24 protein-coding genes and 1 tRNA gene are annotated in these 17,745 nt (G+C 69.8%); 12 read left to right on the top strand and 13 right to left on the bottom strand.

Annotation, left to right across the window (positions count from 1 at the left end; genetic code table 11):
* Nucleotides 1-479 precede the first annotated feature (479 nt).
* On the top strand, nt 480-713 hold the full coding sequence (locus ACOFKS_RS06385; protein WP_419808406.1) for a hypothetical protein: 234 nt from the start codon (nt 480-482) through the stop codon (nt 711-713).
* A gap of 39 nt (nt 714-752) precedes the next feature.
* Here the strand turns inward: ACOFKS_RS06385 and ACOFKS_RS06390 are convergent, their stop codons facing one another.
* A complete protein-coding gene (locus ACOFKS_RS06390; RefSeq protein ID WP_419808407.1) occupies nt 753-1,637 on the bottom strand; it encodes a hypothetical protein in 885 nt (294 codons plus the stop codon).
* Between the two features lie 26 nt (nt 1,638-1,663).
* On the opposite strand from ACOFKS_RS06390, the gene ACOFKS_RS06395 reads away from it, so the two are divergent.
* A complete protein-coding gene (locus ACOFKS_RS06395; RefSeq protein ID WP_419808408.1) occupies nt 1,664-1,945 on the top strand; it encodes a hypothetical protein in 282 nt (93 codons plus the stop codon).
* Between the two features lie 221 nt (nt 1,946-2,166).
* Here the strand turns inward: ACOFKS_RS06395 and ACOFKS_RS06400 are convergent, their stop codons facing one another.
* On the bottom strand, nt 2,167-2,820 hold the full coding sequence (locus ACOFKS_RS06400; RefSeq protein ID WP_419808409.1) for a hypothetical protein: 654 nt from the start codon (nt 2,818-2,820) through the stop codon (nt 2,167-2,169).
* A gap of 175 nt (nt 2,821-2,995) precedes the next feature.
* On the opposite strand from ACOFKS_RS06400, the gene ACOFKS_RS06405 reads away from it, so the two are divergent.
* Nucleotides 2,996-3,069 (top strand) — tRNA-Cys (locus ACOFKS_RS06405).
* A gap of 5 nt (nt 3,070-3,074) precedes the next feature.
* On the opposite strand, the gene ACOFKS_RS06410 is transcribed toward ACOFKS_RS06405, so the two are convergent.
* Nucleotides 3,075-3,476 carry a (deoxy)nucleoside triphosphate pyrophosphohydrolase gene (locus tag ACOFKS_RS06410; protein WP_419808410.1) on the bottom strand — a complete coding sequence of 134 codons (402 nt, stop codon included), beginning with the start codon at nt 3,474-3,476 and terminating at the stop codon, nt 3,075-3,077.
* A gap of 65 nt (nt 3,477-3,541) precedes the next feature.
* Here ACOFKS_RS06410 and ACOFKS_RS06415 point away from each other — a divergent pair, with 65 nt between their 5' ends.
* From ACOFKS_RS06415 to ACOFKS_RS06425, 3 genes are all read left to right on the top strand, one after another.
* The gene (locus ACOFKS_RS06415; RefSeq protein ID WP_419808411.1) at nt 3,542-3,691 is read left to right on the top strand and encodes a Flp family type IVb pilin; all 150 of its coding nucleotides are present in this window, start codon (nt 3,542-3,544) and stop codon (nt 3,689-3,691) included.
* A gap of 137 nt (nt 3,692-3,828) precedes the next feature.
* Nucleotides 3,829-3,996: a Flp family type IVb pilin gene (locus ACOFKS_RS06420; protein WP_419808412.1), complete on the top strand. Its 168-nt coding sequence runs from the start codon at nt 3,829-3,831 to the stop codon at nt 3,994-3,996.
* 146 nt (nt 3,997-4,142) lie between these two features.
* Nucleotides 4,143-4,313 carry a Flp family type IVb pilin gene (locus ACOFKS_RS06425; protein WP_419808413.1) on the top strand — a complete coding sequence of 57 codons (171 nt, stop codon included), beginning with the start codon at nt 4,143-4,145 and terminating at the stop codon, nt 4,311-4,313.
* A gap of 4 nt (nt 4,314-4,317) precedes the next feature.
* Here the strand turns inward: ACOFKS_RS06425 and ACOFKS_RS06430 are convergent, their stop codons facing one another.
* The 4 genes from ACOFKS_RS06430 to ACOFKS_RS06445 all read right to left on the bottom strand — a co-directional run bounded on the left by ACOFKS_RS06430 (nt 4,318) and on the right by ACOFKS_RS06445 (nt 8,149).
* Nucleotides 4,318-5,259 carry an acetyl-CoA carboxylase carboxyltransferase subunit alpha gene (locus ACOFKS_RS06430; protein WP_419808414.1) on the bottom strand — a complete coding sequence of 314 codons (942 nt, stop codon included), beginning with the start codon at nt 5,257-5,259 and terminating at the stop codon, nt 4,318-4,320.
* 11 nt (nt 5,260-5,270) lie between these two features.
* Entirely contained in the window at nt 5,271-6,143 is an 873-nt protein-coding gene (locus ACOFKS_RS06435; protein WP_419808718.1) for a tyrosine-type recombinase/integrase, read from the bottom strand.
* 100 nt (nt 6,144-6,243) lie between these two features.
* Nucleotides 6,244-8,031: a hypothetical protein gene (locus tag ACOFKS_RS06440; RefSeq protein WP_419808415.1), complete on the bottom strand. Its 1,788-nt coding sequence runs from the start codon at nt 8,029-8,031 to the stop codon at nt 6,244-6,246.
* Nucleotides 8,015-8,149, bottom strand: coding sequence for a hypothetical protein (locus tag ACOFKS_RS06445; RefSeq protein ID WP_419808416.1), 135 nt, complete (start codon nt 8,147-8,149; stop codon nt 8,015-8,017). Before ACOFKS_RS06445 ends, ACOFKS_RS06440 begins: the two co-directional genes overlap by 17 nt.
* Before the next feature lie 91 nt (nt 8,150-8,240).
* Here ACOFKS_RS06445 and ACOFKS_RS06450 point away from each other — a divergent pair, with 91 nt between their 5' ends.
* From ACOFKS_RS06450 to ACOFKS_RS06460, 3 genes are read left to right on the top strand one after another with little or no spacing between them, the layout of a single operon-like run.
* Nucleotides 8,241-8,780, top strand: coding sequence for a shikimate kinase (locus tag ACOFKS_RS06450; RefSeq protein WP_419808417.1), 540 nt, complete (start codon nt 8,241-8,243; stop codon nt 8,778-8,780).
* 52 nt (nt 8,781-8,832) lie between these two features.
* Complete coding sequence (gene aroB, locus ACOFKS_RS06455; protein ID WP_419808418.1) at nt 8,833-9,930, top strand: 3-dehydroquinate synthase; 1,098 nt, start codon at nt 8,833-8,835, stop codon at nt 9,928-9,930.
* The gene (locus tag ACOFKS_RS06460; RefSeq protein WP_419808419.1) at nt 9,930-10,070 is read left to right on the top strand and encodes a DUF2256 domain-containing protein; all 141 of its coding nucleotides are present in this window, start codon (nt 9,930-9,932) and stop codon (nt 10,068-10,070) included. Before aroB ends, ACOFKS_RS06460 begins: the two co-directional genes overlap by 1 nt.
* 1 nt (nt 10,071) lies before the next feature.
* Here ACOFKS_RS06460 and ACOFKS_RS06465 read toward each other — a convergent pair whose 3' ends face one another.
* The 6 genes from ACOFKS_RS06465 to radA form a co-directional block, all read right to left on the bottom strand.
* A complete protein-coding gene (locus ACOFKS_RS06465; protein ID WP_419808420.1) occupies nt 10,072-10,347 on the bottom strand; it encodes a hypothetical protein in 276 nt (91 codons plus the stop codon).
* Nucleotides 10,329-10,658 (bottom strand): DUF423 domain-containing protein, encoded by a 330-nt coding sequence (locus ACOFKS_RS06470; RefSeq protein ID WP_419808421.1) that lies wholly within the window; start codon nt 10,656-10,658, stop codon nt 10,329-10,331. The genes ACOFKS_RS06465 and ACOFKS_RS06470 overlap by 19 nt, the downstream gene beginning before the upstream one ends.
* Complete coding sequence (locus ACOFKS_RS06475; protein ID WP_419808422.1) at nt 10,655-12,439, bottom strand: cation:proton antiporter; 1,785 nt, start codon at nt 12,437-12,439, stop codon at nt 10,655-10,657. The genes ACOFKS_RS06470 and ACOFKS_RS06475 overlap by 4 nt, the downstream gene beginning before the upstream one ends.
* Entirely contained in the window at nt 12,432-12,875 is a 444-nt protein-coding gene (locus ACOFKS_RS06480) for an iron-sulfur cluster assembly scaffold protein (protein ID WP_419808423.1), read from the bottom strand. Before ACOFKS_RS06480 ends, ACOFKS_RS06475 begins: the two co-directional genes overlap by 8 nt.
* Nucleotides 12,872-13,408 carry a CvpA family protein gene (locus ACOFKS_RS06485; RefSeq protein WP_419808424.1) on the bottom strand — a complete coding sequence of 179 codons (537 nt, stop codon included), beginning with the start codon at nt 13,406-13,408 and terminating at the stop codon, nt 12,872-12,874. Before ACOFKS_RS06485 ends, ACOFKS_RS06480 begins: the two co-directional genes overlap by 4 nt.
* Before the next feature lie 149 nt (nt 13,409-13,557).
* Nucleotides 13,558-14,934: a DNA repair protein RadA gene (radA, locus tag ACOFKS_RS06490; protein ID WP_419808425.1), complete on the bottom strand. Its 1,377-nt coding sequence runs from the start codon at nt 14,932-14,934 to the stop codon at nt 13,558-13,560.
* A 96-nt stretch (nt 14,935-15,030) separates the two neighbouring features.
* Between radA and ACOFKS_RS06495 the strand changes: the two genes are divergently transcribed.
* Genes ACOFKS_RS06495 through ACOFKS_RS06505 form a run of 3 tightly spaced genes read left to right on the top strand, consistent with a single transcriptional unit; the run spans nt 15,031 to nt 17,729 of the window.
* A complete protein-coding gene (locus ACOFKS_RS06495; RefSeq protein WP_419808426.1) occupies nt 15,031-15,807 on the top strand; it encodes an energy transducer TonB in 777 nt (258 codons plus the stop codon).
* Nucleotides 15,808-15,859: 52 nt separating this feature from the next.
* Nucleotides 15,860-16,546 carry a GNAT family N-acetyltransferase gene (locus ACOFKS_RS06500; RefSeq protein WP_419808427.1) on the top strand — a complete coding sequence of 229 codons (687 nt, stop codon included), beginning with the start codon at nt 15,860-15,862 and terminating at the stop codon, nt 16,544-16,546.
* A 31-nt stretch (nt 16,547-16,577) separates the two neighbouring features.
* On the top strand, nt 16,578-17,729 hold the full coding sequence (locus ACOFKS_RS06505; RefSeq protein WP_419808428.1) for a glycosyltransferase family 4 protein: 1,152 nt from the start codon (nt 16,578-16,580) through the stop codon (nt 17,727-17,729).
* Nucleotides 17,730-17,745: the final 16 nt, after the last annotated feature.

Raw genomic sequence — 17,745 nt, forward strand, 5'->3', positions numbered from 1 at the left:
CAGCACCCGCACCTCCAAGCGAAGGCCGGACCATGCGCCTCGCACGCTCTTGGCCAGGCCGGCCTCACCGATGACGAGGCAGAAAGCATCCCATCGACCGAGTTTGCGGTGAAGGTCTCGTGCGATCGTTGCGCTTGATTCGGGCATGAGGCATGTTCCCCATCCGTTCTCACCACGTCAAGAGCGCTCGCGACGTCTCATCAGGTAGATCTGCGCCCTTGCTGCTTGCTCTGTCCGGCCTAGCGATCGAGCTATACGTGCTATAGGTTCGCCAGCTTCATAGCGGGTGCGGAGAGCGGTCAGGTCCTCGTCGGACCAGCGCGGGGCTGCTGTGCGGCCGGGCTGCATTGGGGAGGTGAAAACGCGCGGGTGGGGATTTGTTCCTTACGGTGGTGCTGCACGCCCCCTGCCCTGCGTTTCACGGGTCGACATGTGGCAGACATTCTGAAACTACCTTGCTCTCAAGTGAGGGTATGCCCGTGTCAGACAATCCTTTCAGCTGGGACGAACCTGCAAAGGTTTGGCGGTTCTCTGGTGAGCCGGGACAGCCAGACTGGTCGCCGGTGGTGTTCGAGGGCACGTTGCTCAACGCGCTTACCTTTGTCCGGGCCAACCCTGCAGACCTTTGGCGCTTTACCATCCTCCGCCTTGAAGGTGGCGAATTAGCGAACGCGAAGCGGTTGCTTGAAAACGCTGTTAGCGCCGGAATTTGAACTCTACGTTCTGTTGCTACAGTGAATCTTGCTCGCCCATCATACCCCACACGCTCCCTCAGGACATTGATCACCGGCGATATGGCTGAGCAGCGTCCCTTCCCGCTTCTCGATCTCAACCTCTAGGTCCATCTCGTCGAGCGGGATCAGCCGGTCGGACAGGAACGCTGGCCGGGCGACGTTCGGCATTCCGTGGCGAGCCGCACGATCGGCAACGAGGCGTACCTCCCAATCGTCCGGGTAGCGCCGCTTCATTGCCAGCTGCGCTCGCAGGCTCATGAACGGGCAACGCTTGCAGCCGGACGACTCTAGGTCGATGTCGTACTCGCGTTTGACCCAAGCCATGAGCCACCAGGTGGTCAGCTCAGCTTCGACGCAGGGGTAGCGGTTCTCGATCCATGGCGCGGGAGACGGGGCCATGCGGTGACGTTCGTTCCATGCGATGCCGAGCCACTGCTCGACGATGGGATGATCGGGCATCCGAGCGCCTTTGGCATAGCCGAGCCGACGCTTCATCTCGCCCAGCTCGTACCTGATCTTGTAGTCTCGGGTGCATCCACGCGTGAGCTGCCCCCGCGATCCGTCCTCGTTCTCCACGTAGAGGGGCGGGTTCGGAAACCACGACTTGCGACCCGACGTAGCTGCGTCGAAGTCCTCCGCCAGATCGCCGCCCTTCACGACGTGGATGGGAATGGAGAGCGGGAAGTTCGCCGACTGAAGCATCGCCAGCGTTTCCAGCGCGCTCGTCTTCTCGTCTCCCGTGTCGGCGACGATCGCGCCGTCCGGCTTAGGGCCAAGCAGACCTCTGTCCGCCATCAGCAGCATAGCCGTCGACTCGCGGCCCAAGCCGAGCATGATGTACCGCGCGCGGGCGTTCGGTAGCTCGGCGGAGATTGATGGGTGGAGATTGGGAAGCGGGCTCACCACCCCCTCCCCACCACCAAGCCCCGATGATCCACATCATTGTTGCCGCTCATCCACCCTGCGATCACGAGACCATGAAGACAGTCGATGCCGTCGACGGCGAAATCCGGTTCAGCGCGCATTGGGGCGGCCGGGATCGCTACGTCTTCATCCCGGACCCGTATGTCTCGAGCGACGCCGGGCATGCGGTCTCGCGGACTGAGGCGATCGCCTACGTTCAGGAGCACCTGGAGCGGTACACGGCTGAAGCTCGGGCTCAGCATGGGGACGACGATCCGGTGAAGATCGTGATCCTCGCGCGGGGCTGAGGCGCGGGTTGCCCTCGCCAAACCTCGGAACCGCTCCTCTCCCAACAGGGTTTCACCCCCGCAACCGTCGGAGGAATGATCATGGGCAAGGGTATTCTGCTGTGGCTGATCGGTATCCCGATCCCGGTGATCCTGGTGCTCTGGCTGATCTTCCGCTGATGGGTTGAGTGCGGGCTCAGGACGATTTGAGCCAGCCCCCTCACCCGCTGTACGGGACGGGGTCATGCTGCGAGCGCCAGCTGGCTGGACACCGCGGCAGTCCATTGCCGAGCCATCGCCGCCGCGATCGCCGGATAGGTCGCCGCCCGATCGGCGGACCTGGTCTCGGACGGCCCGAGCCGGTTCTGTCCACTGTCGGTCTGATTGGACCAGCGCTCGACAGACTTGCCGCTCCGCGGATCGGTGACGGTGCGACCGGCAAGACGTCGCGCGGGATCAACCGCCAGCCGCGGCAGCCCCTTGAGCCAGAGGCAGGTGCGTTTGCTGGCGTCCTCGCCGAACTCGTAGGGCTGGATGCTCTGCGACGCCGGGCCGATTGCCGTGCCCAGCCGGCCAACCGGGTTCTCCAGCGCGATGAACGGGATCGGCGCGCGCCAGAGCGCTAGTGCGAACGCGACAGCCGCCTCGGTCTTGAGCGCCCTACCCTCGCCGCCCGGCCGTGTGTTCCAGTGGAGACCCGAGCTGGACAGGTAGCGGCACTCGGGATGGCAGACCATCAGGTCCCAGCCCCAGCGCAGCACCTTCAGCGCGTCGCCCTGGATATGCGGACCGGGCGTCTCGGTCGGCTTCAGGTCGCAGGACCAAGCGTCGACACCCGCGGTGAGGAAGGCGTCGCGGACAGCGCCGGTGCACTCGCAGGCAACGAGCACCCTCACGACCGCCCCACCCCGCGCACCGCAGCTGACGTTTCAGCGCCGGGTTGGGCGCCTTCGGAACCCGAGAACGAATCAGGGCCAGTGCGAACTTTCCCAAAACGACTGCGAACTTTTCCGGCGAACGCGTTGACCGGCCGCAAAAAGTCGAGCATTTGCGCGCCTTCCACTGCATCGAGGCCCGATGGCGGAGTGGTGACGCAGAGGACTGCAAATCCTTGCACCCGGGTTCGATTCCCGGTCGGGCCTCCAGCCGTTCAGTTCCCGAGCGCCGCGATCAGCGGCCGGTCGGCAGGCGGCATCGGCAAATCGGCGAGTTCCGTGGCCGTCGCCCACCGCAACGCCGGTGCTTCCAGCGCGCGCGGCTCGCCCCGCCAGCGGTCGACGCGATAGAGCAGCAGCAACAGATGGCGGTCGGCGAGTGCTTCGCTGGCGAAGGTCAGCGGGTGGCAGTCGGCCGGATCGACCGCGATCCCCAATTCCTCTTCCAGTTCGCGCACCAGCGCCGCCGCGGGCGCCTCGCCCCGCTCCACCTTGCCGCCGGGAAACTCCCACAGCCCCGCCAGCGACTTGCCGAGCGGGCGCTGCTGCACCAGCACCCGGCCGCCGCGCGCGATCAATGCCGCCGCGACCACCGTCAGCAGGCCCGCGTCAGTCATTCGTTAACCCCTCTTCGACTAGCAATCGGGCGATGCGGCACCTGTGCTCCCTTCTCAAGCGCCTGATGACGGACTCGAAGGCCGCGACGGCGGTCGAGTACGGCCTGATCGTGGCGATGATCTTCCTGGCGATGGTCGGGGGATTTCGCGCCGTCGGATCGCAGACGATCCTGATGTGGTCGAACGTCAGCAGCACGATCGTCAACGCTCGATAGAAAAAAGTTCCCAAGCCGAAACGACCGCTTCGGACTTTAAGCTTTTCTCAATTCTCTCTGACTAATTGAAACGGTGCTGGTCCGGTTACCCGGTTCAGCCGGGTAACTGAAGCCTTGGTGTAAACGGAGATCCAACCATGCAGACCATTCGCAAGTTCATCAAGAACAACAAGGGCGCGACCGCGATCGAGTACGGCCTGATCGCCGCCCTCATCGCCGTGGCGGCGATCGCCGCCATGCAGGGCCTGGGCACGAACCTGAAGAACACGTTCAACAACGTGGCTTCGAACATGAAGACGACCTGAAGTCGTCGCGTAAGGCGTTATGCTTTCGAAGGGCGGCGGGGCTTCGGCTCCGCCGCCTTTTTCGTTGGTAAGCTTCCGCTAACGATTTCGTGACAGGAATGCTGTCGGTTCAGGCACGGTAGTGCTCTGTTTTCGCGGAGAAAATCATGTTTACCCTGCTGCACTCGTTCCTACGGAACAACAAGGCCGCCACGGCCATCGAATATGGCCTGATCGCGGCGCTGATCGCGGTCGCCGCGATCGCCGCGATGAAGGGGCTGGGCACGAACCTGAAGAACACGTTCAACAACGTCGCATCGAACATGAAGACGACGTGACGGCCTAGATGCGCCCCATCGCCAGGAACTTCTCCCGGCGCTGACGGCGCAGCTCGTCGCGGCCGAGCCCGAGCAGACCGTCCAGCGCCCCACCCAGCGCGCGGCCGAGCTCCGCGACGGTGGCGGCGCGGTCGCGATGTGCGCCGCCCAGCGGCTCCGGCACGATCGTGTCGATGACGCCGAACGATTTCAGGTCCTGCGCGGTGATCTTCATCGCCTCCGCCGCCTCCGGCGCCTTATCGGCGGTGCGCCACAGGATCGAAGCGCAGCCCTCCGGCGAGATCACCGAATAGACCGCGTGCTCCATCATCATCACGCGATTGCCCGCCGCCAGCGCCACCGCGCCGCCCGACCCGCCCTCGCCGACGATCGCCGCAACGATCGGCACGCCGGCGCGGAGGCAAGCCTCCGTAGAGCGGGCGATCGCTTCCGCCTGGCCGCGCTCCTCGGCCTGGACGCCGGGGAAGGCGCCGGACGTGTCGACCAAAGTTATTAACGGCAAGCTGAACCTGTCAGCTAACTCTATGAGACGAATGGCTTTTCTATAGCCTTCCGGCTTGCCCATGCCGAAATTGTGTTTGAGGCGGGTGGCGGTGTCCTCGCCTTTTTCGTGGCCGAGCACCATGATCTTGCGGCCGCGGAAGGTGGCGAAGCCGCCCTGTATCGCCTGGTCGTCGGCGAACGAACGATCGCCCGCGAGCGGCATCCACTCGTCAAACAGCCCGGCGACATAGTCCTTGAAGTGCGGGCGCTCCGGATGGCGCGCGACCTGCGTCTTCTGCCACGGCGTCAGCCGCGCGAAGGTGTCGCGGAGCAGCTTGTCCGATTTGGCCTGGAGCCGCTTGACCTCCGGGCCGATGTCGACCCCGCCCGACCCCTCGCGCAGCTCGTCGATGCGGCCCTGCAGTTCGGCGATGGGTTTTTCGAAATCGAGGAAACTCGGCATGGGGGCGGGAGCTAGGACCGCACCGGGTTGAGGTCAACCAACGGGTGGCGCGTGTTGACCAGCTCGACCAGCCGGCTGGCGTCGACATGCGTGTAGATCTCGGTGGTGGCGATGTCGGCATGGCCGAGCATCGCCTGCAACGCGCGCAGGTCCGCGCCGCCCTCCAGCAGGTGCGTCGCAAAGGCGTGGCGCAAGACGTGCGGCGAGACCCGGTCGGGGGGGATGCCGGCGGCGGCGGCGAGCGCCTTGACGAGCTGGAACAGGCGCAGCCGGGTCAGGTGCGTGCCCTTGCTCCCGACCCCCGACGGGAACAGCCAGGCCCGCTCGGCGGGGACGTGCGCGCGCCAGGCGGCGACGGCGGCGCGGGCGCGGTCGGACAGCGGCACCATCCGCTCGCGCCCGCCCTTGCCGCGCAGGATCAGGAACGGCCGGTCGGGGTGGATGGCGTTGCGAGGGATCGACACCAGCTCGCTGGCGCGCAGGCCCGAGCCGTAGAGCAGCTCGATCAGCGCCGCGAGACGGAGGTCGAGCGGTGCCGGCGGGGTCGCGGCCAGGCGTTCGGCGAGCGTCGCGAACAGCCGGTCGACATCGGCGTGGCTCAGCGTCTTGGGCAACGAGCGGCCCGCACCGGGGCGGGGCAGCGCGGCGCCGGGGTCGTCGGCGCGGTGGCCCTCGTCGGCGAGGAAGGCGAAGAAGCGGCGAAGTGCGGCCGACTTGCGCGCGACGGTGGCGCGGGAGAGCGGCCCCCAGCCGTCGGCAAGGCGTTGCAGGTCGGGGGCGCTCGCGTCGGCGAGGCGGCCGTCGAGCGCGGTCGAGGCGAGGCGGAGGTCGCTGCGATACGCGGCGAGCGTGTTGCGCGCGGCACCGGCCTCTGCGCCGAGCATTTCGAGGAAGCGGTCGATGAGCGCGGGGTCGTTCACCTGTCGCCCGCTCCGCCGAAAGAAGCGGGACCCCGGCTCAAGGCCGGGGTGACGACGGGCAGGTTCACGATCGGGCGATCGCCTCGGCGGCGATCATGCGGGCTTCGCCGTCGAGGCCGACGGCGCGCAGCGCGCCGACGATGCGATACAGCGCCGGCGGCGGCACGCCGCGCCAGTCGCTCGTCTGCATGCCGATCGCGGCGAGCAGCACCACGGTCCCCGGCTGACCGTTCGCGGCGGCGCGATCGAGCGCGCGGCTCCAGGCCGACTCGGCACCGACCCTGACATCAAGCGCCTGCGCGGCGCGTTCGATATCGGCGGCCGAGAGACGCCCCAGCCCCGCCAGCCCGGCGAACAGCAGCCGCTGCTTGCGCGCCGCGTCGCCGCTGCCGGCGTACCCCGCGAGGTCGCCATAGGCGATCGTTCCGCCCGCCGGATCGGCCAGCGCCAGCATCGCCCAGGCATCGCTGTCCGTCGGCACCACGCGCCGCCAGCGCATCGCGGTGCGGTCGAGCCCGGCGGTGAGCATCGAGGCGATCAGCCGGTCGACCTCCGGCTGATCCGCACGCGGCGGCAACAGCGCCGCCGCGCGGGCGGTGAGCACCAGCCGCCCATAGGGCACCGCGCCGGTCGCGCCCCATAACCGCTTGAGCGCGGCGACTCGGTTGGTCGCGTCGCGGTCGGTATAGGCGACCTGGAGATCCTGTGCCGCGGTGCGGACCCCGGCGTCGGCATCGTCGTCGTCGATCATGCTGGAATAGAGATCGACCAGCGCGGCGCTGGACAGCACGCCCTGCCCCGCCGCCGCGTCCGCCGCCCCGACCCGCGCGGACGCGGCGATCGCGGGCGACAGCGCCTGCCAATAGCGGACCTGCGGCCCGACCCCGGTGACGAGCTCGGCGGGGATCGCGACCCCCATCGCGGTCGCGAGGCCGAAGCGCCAGGCGGTGAGCCGGTCGACCCCCGCCCACTCCACCGTGATCGACTCGCGCCCGTCCGCGCCCGCGCCGACCACCTTCTGCGCGAGCAGCAGGTCGATTCCGCGGGCGACACCGCGCCGCCGGATGTCCTTGACCAGTCCCTGCGCCGTTCCCGGTTCGCCGCGCAGTCCGGCGCAGATCGCCTGCGCGACCGTCCAGCCGCGCTCGTGCGTCGCCGCCACGCCGCCGTCGGCGAGCGGACACATGCCGGCGGGATCGCCGGTCGCGAGCATCGCGTTCAGCGCGACCTGATAGAGCTTGGGCGTATAGTCGCCGTCGTCGACGCCTTGCACCACCGCCCGCGCACCGGTCGATTCACCCATCCGCAGCAGCAGCCAGGCGCGCTCTGCGGCGAAATCGGCGCCGTTCAGGTCCTGCGGCGTGTCGAGTTGCGTCAGCAGCAGCCGGCGGAGCGCGATCGACAGCCAGCGCGACGGCAGCGGCGCGGACAGCCGCCGCATCAGCCCCTCCACCGTCGCACCGTCGGCGCGCCCGAACGCATCGGGGCCGAAGCCGCCGTCGCTGACCGGCCCGAGCATCGCGGTGCCGTGGCGGGCGGAGGGTGGCAGTTCGTAGTAAGCGCGCGTGGTCGGATCGAGCTGAACCGGCGTCGGCGTGCCGGTCGGGGTGGGCGTCGGCGTCGGCTCGATCCCGTCGAGCGGCGGCAGCGGCTGCACGGTCGGACGGACCGGCGCGGCGGCGGTGGCGGGAGCGGTCGCGCGGGGCGCGGGGTCGGTTGCCGCCGGTGCCGGCTGGCCGAAACCCGGCGGCAGGATCGATTCGGGCCGGTCCTGCGCCAGCACCGGCCCCAGACCGCCGGCGGCAACCCCCGCCAGCGTCAGCGCCAAGGCGACCTTACGAGAGGTTCGCAAGGTCGACCGCCTTCTCCACATGCGTGGTGGGCCGCTCGGTCGCGCGGCCGGCGAAGACGAAGGTCAGCCCGACCACCAGCACGAGGATGACGACGATAAGCGCGACGAGCCGGGACATGCATCAACCTTGCAAAGACACACGCGCTGGGAACGCGGGCCTGATCTGGGCACCCTTGCGGGCATGGGCCACGCTCTATAGCCCCCAATGCATGTTGCAAAGCCGCCAGCTCCAGCCCGGTTGGGAAGGACGACCGATCGTGCTGGTCGGGCTGATGGGCGTCGGCAAGTCGACGGTCGGTCGCCGGCTGGCGCAGCGGCTGGGGCTGGGCTTCGTCGATGCGGACAACGAGATCGAGGAGGCGGCGGGGATGACGATCGCCGAGATCTTCGAACGCTTCGGCGAACCGTATTTCCGCGACGGCGAGCGCCGGGTGCTGGCGCGGCTGATCGACGGGCGACCCAAGGTGATCGCGACCGGCGGCGGCGCGTTCATCAACGAGGTGACGCGCGAACTAATCCTGGCGGAGGCAACGGCGGTGTGGCTGGACGCCAGCCCCGCCGTGCTCGCCGAGCGGGTGAAGCGCCGCGACACCCGGCCGCTGCTCCGCAACCGCAATCCGCACGACGTGCTGCGCGAGCTGGCCGCCGTCCGCAACCCGATCTACGCGTTGGCGCCGATCCATGTCGCGAGCCAGAAGTCGCCGCACGAGACGACGGTGGCGGCGATCCTCAAGGCGATCGGCCGATGAGGGCAGTTGCATCTCCTCCAACGCTCTGCGGGGGTGGAAAAGAGGACCATCCATGACCCGCATCGATGTCGCGCTGGGCAATCACAGCTATCCCGTGCTGATCGAGGCCGGGCTGCTCGGGCGCGCCGGATCGCCTCTGGCGCCGCTCGCGAACGGCCGGCCGCTGGCGATCGTGGCCGATGAGAGCGTTGCGGCGCATCTCGCGACGCTGACCGCCAGCCTGGACGCGGCCGGCGTGGTCTGGCGCGCGGCGACGGTCGGGGCGGGCGAGGCGAGCAAGAGCTGGACGACGCTGGAGCGCGTGTGCGACCAACTGCTCGACTGGGGTGTCGAACGGCGCGACGTCGTGGTGGCGCTGGGCGGCGGGGTGGTCGGCGACCTGGTCGGGTTCGCCGCCGCCGTGTTGAAGCGTGGTGCGCGCTTCGTCCAGATCCCGACCACGCTGCTGGCGCAGGTCGACAGCTCGGTCGGGGGGAAGACCGGGATCAACACGGCGGCGGGCAAGAACCTGGTCGGCGCGTTCCACCAGCCCGAGCTGGTGCTGATCGACCCCGCGGTGCTCGACACGCTGCCCCCGCGCGAGCTGGCGGCGGGCTATGCCGAGGTGGTGAAATACGGGCTGATCGACGATCCCGACCTCTTCACCTGGTGCGAGCGCAACGGCGCGGGGCTGCTGGCCGGCGACACGGACGCGCGCACGGCGGCGATCGCGCGGTCGGTGGCGAACAAGGCGCGGATCGTCGCGGCGGACGAGTTCGAGACCAACGGCACGCGCGCGCTGCTCAACCTGGGGCACACGTTCGGCCATGCGCTGGAGGCGGCGGCGGGGTTCGACGGATCGCTGCTGCACGGCGAGGCGGTGGCGGCGGGGTGCTGCCTGGCGTTCGACTTCTCCGCCGCGCGGGGACTGTGCTCGGCCTATGAGGCGGAGAGCGTGCGCGCGCATTGCCGCAGCGTCGGGCTGCCGGACGGGCTCGCCGCGTCGGGCGTGCGGGCGGGCGCGGCGGAGCTGGTCGATCACATGCGCCACGACAAAAAGGCGAGCGGCGGTGCCCTGCCCTTCCTGCTCGCACGCGGGATCGGGCGGACCTATCTGGACCGGTCGGTCGACCTCGCCGACGTCGCCGCGTTCCTGGCGACGCAACGCTGATGCCCAACGGCGTCGCCAAGCGCGACCTGCCGACCAAGACCTGTCCGGCCTGCGAGCGACCGTTCGCGTGGCGCAAGAAATGGGCGCGCGATTGGGAGAGCGTCGTCTATTGTTCGGACGCGTGCCGGAAGAAGCGGTGAGCTATGGCCATGCATGCGGCGGTCGGATCGGTCCGTCGCGCCGGCTCGCCTCGACCCAGGCGGCGGTGATCGCGGTGCGGCGGACGTCGGGCGGGAACGACGCGAGCCCGGTGTCGACCTCGACGCGCATGGGCAGACCGTCGGGCCGACTCATCGTTACGACGACCGTCCGACCATCGACGGAAAGCCATGCTTCGTTGACGTAGCCGAGGTCGCGCAGCACCGCCTCGATCGCGTGCAGCGGGTCGGTGCCGCCGGCTAGCGGGAGAGCGTCCACGCGAGCCACAGCCAGCCGCCGATCATCAGCAACCCCCCGACCGGCGTCACCGGTCCGAGCCATTTCGGCCCGCCCTCCGCCAGCGCATAGAGCGAGCCCGCGAACAGCGCGCCGCCGGCGACGAACAGCCAGGCCGGCCCGCGCGCGCCGAGTTGCAGCGCGACCAGCGCGGCGACGGCGTGGAGGAGCTGATACTGGCCGCCGGTGCGGAACAGCTCGGCGGCGCGCGCTTCCGCGCCGTGTGCGCCGAATGCGCCCGCCAGCACCGCGACGGCGGCCGACAGTGCGGCGAAGATTCCCAACAGGTTCACGTCCGTGCCTCCTCTCGCGAGCCTACGTCGCGTGCCGTCTGCGTCAGGATGACCTCCCGTGCTGCGCGCAGGTCGCCGGACTCCACCTGAGCGCGGAGGCGCTCGCGGTCGTTGCGGCGGAACTGATCCTCGGCGCGATCGATGTCGGGGCCGTCCACGCCCACGCTGTCGAGCGCGCGGCGCGCCATCATCACCGCCGACTCCATCACCTCGCGCACGGCATATTCCATCGGCGCGCCGGCAAGCTTGATGACCGCGCGGCGATCATAGGCGCGGACGAAGATGGTCGCGGCCGGGAACGCCTCGTGCACGCCCTCGATCAGTTCGCGGCTGAGCTGGTCGCCGTCGATGCAGAAACAGATCAGCTCCGCCTCCGCCGCCCCCGCCTGGCGCAACAGGTCCAGCCGGGTGCCGTCGCCGTAATAGACCTTGGCCCCGAACTCGCCCGCGACGTCGATCATCTCGATATCGGTATCGATCAGCGTCACGGGGATACCCTGCGCGATCAGCATCTGCGCGACCGTCTGGCCGAAACGGCCATAGCCGACGATCAGCGCGTTGGCGCCGTCCGACTTGGGCGCCTCGCGCGTCTGCGCCGGGCCGTCGGGGGCGCGGCGGAAGCGACGGGTGACGGTCATCAGGAACGGCGTGGTCGCCATCGACAGCGTGATGATCGCGCCGAACAGGCTGGCCGCCTCCGGGTCGATCAGCAGCCCGCGCTGCGCCTGCGCGAACAGGACGAAGCCGAATTCGCCGCCCTGGCTGAGCAACAGCCCGAGGGCCAGCGCGCCGCGCCACGGCATCTTCACCGCGACGCCGATCGCGGTGATGATCCCCGCCTTGGTGGCGATCAGCGCGACCGCCATCGCGAGCACGAACAACGGCCGCTCGGCGATCGCATGGAGGTCGAGCAGCATGCCCACCGACAGGAAGAACAGGCCGAGCAGGATCGAGCGGAACGGCTCGACATCGGCCTCCAGCTCGTGGCGGTAGGGCGTGTCGGCGAGCATCACGCCCGCGATGAACGCGCCGAGCGCGGTCGACAGCCCCAGCAGCTCCATCACCGCCGCCGACGCCGCGACGGTGAACAGCGCCGCGAAGACGAACATCTCCTGCTCGCCCAGATGCCCGATCAACCGGAACAGCGGCCGCAGCAGGAACCGGCCCGCCAGGATCAGCCCGACGATGGCGCCCACCGTGTAGAGGCCGAGCAGCCAGCCCGGCGGGCCGTTCGCGTCGGCCGGATTGCGCGACATCGCCGCGACGATCGTGATGAGCGGCACGATCGACAGGTCCTGGAGCAGCAGCACCGAAAACGCGCGCTCGCCGAACGGGGTGCGGAGCCGCCCCGCCGATTGCAGCATCGGCAACACCTGCGCCGTCGAACTGAGCGCCAGCGGCAGCCCGAGCGCGAGCGCGGCGGCGGCGCTGAACCCCGTCGCCGCGACGATGCCCGCGATCGCCGCGCCGCACAGCACGACCTGGGTCAGGCCGATGCCGAAGATCTCCGCCTTCATCCGCCACAGCCGCGCCGGGTTCAGCTCCAGCCCGACGATGAAGAGCAGCAGCGTGATGCCGAGCTCCGCGACGCCGATCTTAGACTGCGCGCCGCCGACGAGGCCGAGCACCTGCGGCCCGACGACCGCACCCGCGACGAGATAGCCCAGCGTCGCACCCAGCCCGAGCCGGCGGAAGAACAGCACGAACGCCAGCCCGAACCCGAGCAGCACCGCGCCCTCGACCAGCGGCGATTCGTGGAGGTGGTGGAGCAGGTCAGTCACGCGCGCGCCCCGCCTGCCCGGCCGCCTGTTCGGCCGCCTCCGCCGCCGCCTCGAACGCGAGGCGGATCGAGGCATGGCGCGCGGGGTAGTCGCGCGCGGGGGTAAGGACGGCGACGCCGGGCCATTCGGGCGCGTCGCCGTCGCCGCTCAGCCATGCGGCGAGCGCGTCGCGCGACGCGGCGAGTTCCGCCGGGGTGCGGCCGAGCACTGCCGCGCCGAGCAGCGCCGACGACGCCTGTCCCAACGCGCAGGCGCGGACCAGCAGGCCGACCTCCGCGACGCAGCCCGCCTCGTCCAGCGCGACGTCGACCGTCACCCGGCTGCCGCACACCGGCGAGCGGCGTTCGGCGCTGCCGTGCGGCGCGGCGAGGCGCTGGTGGTGCGGGATGCTCGCGGCGAGGCGCAGGATGTCGGTATTGTAGAGCGGCGCGCTCACTTCGGCGCGGCCGCGTTGCCGAACATCGGCTCGCCACGGCGACGACGGTCGAGCACGTCGGCGATGCCCGCGCTGGTCGAATCGAGCAGCGTGTAGGTGCGCGACGTCGTCATCCAGGCTGGCCGATGCGACCGCCCGCCCCCCATGGTGTCGATCCCCAGCGCCACGACCATGAAGGCAAGGCTGGCGAGGATGACACCCTTCAGCGCGCCGAAGCCGAAGCCCAGCGCGCGGTCGACCGGGCCGAGCACGCTCGTCCGCGTCCGCTTGCCGATCGCGTTGGCGACCATCCGCCCGCCGAGATAGGTGAGACCGACGATCACCGCGAAGGCCAGCACCGCCGCGCCCGATGCGGTGCCGATCACGCCGACTAGCAGCGCGGTCAGCGGCGCGTGGAACAGCTTCAACGCCGCGACCGTCGCCACCCAGGCGAACAGCGCCAGCACCTCCGTCACGAATCCCCGCACGAATCCGAGCGCCGCCGCCCCGGCGATCGCGAGCAGGACGAGCATGTCGAGTGCGGTAAGGCCCATGACGGTGCGAATAGGGAGTGTGCGGGGGGGACGCTAGTCCTGTGGAGCGGTCGTGGGGCTTGGGGCCGGGGTGTTCGCCCCACCGGCGTTTCGTTCGTGGCGGACGTGGTACGTGGATGCTGAAACGAGTTCAGCATGACGGTAGTGGGTCACCGCCCCATCAGGTGATCGACGAACTGTGCCAGCGTGCGGAACCCCGAGAGGCGCATCCCCTCCCCGGTGGCGCCGGCCGGGAGCAGCGCGCGTTCGAAGCCGAGCTTGCCCGCCTCCTTGAGCCGTAGCGGCGCATGGGCGACAGGCCTGATCTCGCCCGACAGCGCGATCTCGCCGAACGCGACGGCGTCGGCGGGGACCGGGCGCTCGCTCAGCGCCGAGACCAGCGCCGCTGCGACCGCGAGGTCCGCGGCCGGGTCCTGCACGCGATAGCCGCCGGCGACGTTGAGATAGACCTCGCAGGCGGAGAAGCTGAGCCCGCACCGCGCCTCCAGCACCGCCAGCACCATCGCCAGCCGCCCCGCGTCCCAACCGACCACCGACCGTCGCGGCGTCGCGCCGCTGGCGAGGCGGACGACCAGCGCCTGGATCTCGACCAGCACCGGGCGTGTCCCCTCCAGCGCGGGAAACACCGTTGCCCCTGTCACGCCCCCAAGGTCATTGGCGTCGCGGTGGGTGAGGAACAGCGCCGACGGGTTGGCGACCTCCGCCAAGCCGCCCGCCTCCATCGCGAAAACGCCGATCTCGTCCGTCCCGCCGAAGCGGTTCTTGTTGGCGCGCAGGATGCGATACTGGTGCGAGCGCTCGCCCTCGAACGCGAGCACGGTGTCGACCATGTGTTCCAGCACGCGCGGGCCGGCGATCGCGCCGTCCTTGGTGACGTGGCCGACCAGCACCATCGCCGAGCCGCGCTCCTTGGCGAAGCGGATCAGCTCCTGCGCCGACGCCCGCACCTGGCTGACGGTGCCGGGCGCGCCCTCGATCAGGTCGGAGTGCATGGTCTGGATCGAATCGATCACCACCAGCGCGGGCGGCGGGCCGGACGACAGCGTGGTGAGGATGTCGCGGACGCTGGTCGCGGCGGCGAGCTGCACCGGCGCATGGCCGAGGCCCAGCCGCTGCGCGCGCAGCCGCACCTGGTCCGCCGCTTCCTCGCCCGAGATATAGGCGACCGACTGACCCGCCAGCGCCATCCGCGCCGCCGCCTGGAGCAGCAGCGTCGACTTGCCGATCCCCGGATCGCCGCCGATCAGCGTCGCCGACCCTTCGACGAAGCCGCCGCCCAGCGCCCGGTCGAGTTCGGCGATCCCGGTCACCCGCCGGTCGGGCAGCGCCGCCGGTGCGTCGAGCGCCTGCATGCCGACCAGCCGGCCGCCGCCCTGAAGGTTGTGCTTCGCCTGGAACGGCGTGACCACCGCGCCCGCCTCCTCGACCAGCGTGTTCCACTCCAAACAATCGCCGCACTGACCCTGCCACCGCGACGCGACCGACCCGCACGCCTGACACACGTAACGCTTCTGGGGTTTGGCCATGGGCCGGAAAGTAGCATGGCAGGAACGGGAGGGGAACAGCGCTTGCCTGATCTCCCGGCTCGTGGAACATCACGGCCGACGAACCGGAGACCGCCGATGCCGCTGCTGCCCTTGCTGCTCGCCGCCGCCGCCCCGCCCCCGGTATTGACGTCCGTCGGGCCATGGGTGGTCAACGTCAGCGAGAACATGTGCCTTCTGCAGCGCAGTTTCCCGGTCGGAGAGAAAAAGGTGATGCTGGTCTTCCAGCCTCTGCTCGATCTCGACTCGATGGAACTCTACGTCATCACCGACGACACGTCGCAGCGGCAATACCAGGGAAACTACACCGCCCGCATCGGGCGGGAAGGACAGGAGATCACGGGCCGCTACTACTCTGTGTGGGCGGCCGCCAGCAGGAGTCGGATCACCCGGCTGACGACCGACCGCACCGTCCTGGAGCACTTGCAGGACGGCGATACGCTGGCGATCGAGGCAAGACCGGTAAACCTGTCCTTCCGGATCGTGCGTCCGGCCAACGCCCGCACCGCGTTGCAGAGCTGCATCGTCGATCTGAAGCGCAGCTGGGGCATCGACCCAGACGTGGCAAGCCGGACCGCGACGCAGCTCGAAGGCAATCCAGCGCAGTATTTCGGCCCCGACTCCTACCCGCGCGAGGCGCTTCGGCAGGGCATCTACGGTCGCGTCATCGCCCTGCTCAACACCACCCCTGCCGGCACGGTCGAGCGTTGCCACATCGTCTCGTCCGCCGGGCCAGCGCTGAACGACGGCACCTGCAAGGCAGCGATGCGGATCAGGTTCAGGCCCGCCAGGGATGCCGACGGCAAGCCGCTGCCATCGACCTATCTATTGCCGGTACGGTGGATACTGCCATGAGAATCGCGGTTCGTCGCGGCCGGTCCCCCACGCGCCCGACCGGAGCGGGCTGATGCCGCACCCGCTCGATCGTCCGATCTGGTCCGCGCTGACGGGGCGGCAGGCTCACCTTGCGTTAGGAGGCGGTCGGGCATTGCGGATCGATCCGGCGATCGGGCTGTTCGCCGCCGCCGCGCAGCCCGCCGACGGCGAGGCGCTTGCCGGCTTCATGGCGGACGGTTCGCCGCTGATCCTGTTCGAGGATGCCGCAGTTCCGCCGCCGCGTCCCGACACGTCGGTCGTGGCCGAGCCGATGGTCCAGATGGTCGCCGATACTATCTCGACGCCGCCGGACGGCGCGCCGATCGTCCCGCTCGGCGATGTCGATGCGGCCGAGATGCTGGCGCTGGCGACGCTGACCCGTCCGGGCCCCTTCCTCGCGCGCACCCACGAACTCGGCGGGTTCGTGGGTATCCGTGCCGGCGGGAGGCTGGTTGCCATGACGGGGACACGGCTGCGCGTCGACGGCCATGTCGAGGTCAGCGCGGTCTGCACCCACCCCGATCATCGCGGTGCCGGCCACGCGGCGCGGCTGATCGCCACGGTGGCGGCGGCGATCATGGCGGCGGGCGATCAGCCGTTCCTTCATACCTTCGCCCACAACGTCGGCGCGATCGGCCTGTACGAGCGGCTGGGCTTTCGCATCCGGCGCCGGCCGGTGGCGGTGATGCTGACCCCGCCCCCGCTTTCCCCGCGATAGCCAAGCCGCCTCTGTCCCGCTATCGCGCCCCATGCTCGCCTCCGACCTCCGTGTCGCGCTGTTCAGCGGCAACTACAATTACACGCGCGATGGGCCGACGCAGGCGCTGAACCTGCTCGTCGGGCATCTGTTGAGCCAGGGCGCCGCCGTCCGCGTCTATGCGCCGACGATCGCCAAGCCCGCCTTCGCGCCGACCGGCGACCTAGTCAGCGTGCCGTCGGTACCGATCCCCGGCGGGCGCGACGAGTATCGGCTGGCGACCGGGCTGCCCGACACGATCCGCGCCGACCTGGAAGCGTTCGCGCCCAACGTCGTCCACCTGTCGGCGCCCGACATCCTGGGCCACCGCGCCGTCACCTGGGCGCGGGCGCGCGGGATCGGGCGGGTGGCGTCGCTGCACACCCGGTTCGACACCTATATGCGGTATTATCACATCGGCTTCACCGCGCCGCTGCTGGTCGCGCTCCAGAAGCGCTTCTACAATCGGGTCGATCGCGTCATGCCGCCGGGTGAATCGATGGCGGCGATCCTGCGCGGCTGGGGCGTGACGACGCCGACGCCGATCTGGTCGCGCGGGATCGATCACGACCGGTTCCGGCCGGGGCGACGCGATCCCGCGTGGCGGCGGTCGCTGGGGATCGGCGACGACGAGGTCGCGGTCGGCTTCCTCGGCCGGCTGGTGAAGGAAAAGGGGCTGGACGTCTTCGCGCAGGTACTCGCCGAACTGCGTCGCCGTGGCGTGCCGCACAAGGCGCTGGTGGTCGGCGAGGGTCCCGCGCGCGCGGCGTTCGAGGCGGAAGCGCCCGAGGCGGTGTTCGCGGGGTTCCAGTCGGGCGACGACCTCGGCCGCGCGGTCGCGTCGATGGACGTGTTCTTCAACCCCAGCGTCACCGAGACCTTCGGCAACGTGACGCTGGAGGCGATGGCGGCGGGCGTCCCCGTCGTCGCCGCGCGCGCGACGGGCGCGGTCGACCTCGTCGACGAGGGCGAGACCGGCTTCCTGGTCCCGCCTCGCGACTGCGCCGCCTATGCCGACGCGATCGGGCGGATCGTCGCGGAGCCGGGGCTGCGTGCGGCGCTTGGCGAGGCTGGGCATCGCAAGGCGGCGGGCTATCGCTGGGAGGTGGTCAACCAGCGGGTGGTCGATACGTATCTGGAAGTGGCCGGCGCCGCCCGCGCATAGCGACGCCGGTCACCGG

Origin of the sequence: Sphingomonas sp. (genome assembly GCF_965200135.1) — a bacterium.
GTDB lineage: Bacteria > Pseudomonadota > Alphaproteobacteria > Sphingomonadales > Sphingomonadaceae > Sphingomonas.